The organism is Streptomyces sp. NPDC002403 (assembly GCF_053593015.1).
The window spans coordinates 1-1,029 of record NZ_JBSFBQ010000167.1 but is presented as its reverse complement, the minus strand read 5'-3'; the positions used below and the strand labels follow the sequence as shown (position 1 = coordinate 1,029).

The 1,029-nt window shown below is 65.8% G+C and carries 1 protein-coding gene and 1 pseudogene; both read left to right on the top strand.

All coding sequences use genetic code 11. From position 1 onward, the window contains the following. A pseudogene (locus tag ACWCPY_RS43355) lies at positions 1 to 426 on the top strand (site-specific integrase); the annotation flags it as partial. Continuing rightward, positions 423 to 1,029: hypothetical protein (locus tag ACWCPY_RS43350; protein WP_451274710.1), on the top strand; the 607-nt coding region annotated here is incomplete at its 3' end. The pseudogene ACWCPY_RS43355 and the gene ACWCPY_RS43350, both read left to right, overlap by 4 nt.

The window sequence follows — 1,029 nt, the reverse complement described above, 5'->3', positions numbered from 1 at the left end:
ATAGCCCGGCTGACCACCACTCACATCGAAGAGTCGGAAGGAACGGTCCACATCCGCCTCGGCGACGTCGCGGTCGCCCTGCCCGGGCCCGTCGCCGAGCTGGCCCTGAAGCAAGCCTCCGCCCGTCGCAGCCCCGCGGTCCTCGCCCAGACCGACTCGCCCTGGCTCTTCCCCGGCGGCCAGCCCGGCCGACCGATCAGCGCCTGGGCCATGGGCGAACGGCTCCGCAAGCTCGGCATCCGACTCGCCGAGACCCGCTCGACCGCGCTCTTCCAGCTCGCCACCGAACTGCCCCCCGCAGTCCTCGCCCACACCCTCGGCATCCACATCAGCGTCGCTGTCAAGTGGCAGCGAGCCGCCGCCGGTGACTGGGCCACTTACGCCGCCAACATCAGCAACCGCACTCGAAAGGCTCCAGCCCCGTGACCTTCCAGAACCACCTCCGAACCTTTGCCACCCGAGCCCCCAGCCCGACCCCGACTGCCGAAGCAAAGGACATCTACGTCATCTCCTTCTTCATCGACAATGAGAGGGACGACCCACAACAGCCCACTCTGACCAGCGGATACACCGAAGCCCAGTTCCACCGCACCATCGCGGACGCCTCCGACGAGGCGGAAGCCCACTGGAACTATGCCTTCTGGCTCCAGAACAAGCTCACAGCCATCGGCGACCTGACCCAAGACCCCGACGGAACCACAGCACGCCACCGGTGGATCAGCGAACTCGGACTTTGGCACGACAACCAGCACACCCACCCCGAAGACTGCATGACAACCATGGGACCGATCGCCGCGCTGATCGAGGCCAACTTCAACCAGGCATGCGTCCAGCACGCCCGCGACCTCCACGACGATGGCGTCATCGAGAATATGACCGGCAGGCCAGTGCCTCCACGAGCTGGAGTACTACGAAGGGATCGCTCGCCGAACCGAAGCGACAACCCGCCCGGACTCGCCGACGACTTCACGGCATGGGTCCGCACTGGCCGAGGTATTCAGGCAGTTCCAATACCCGACTCCACCATTA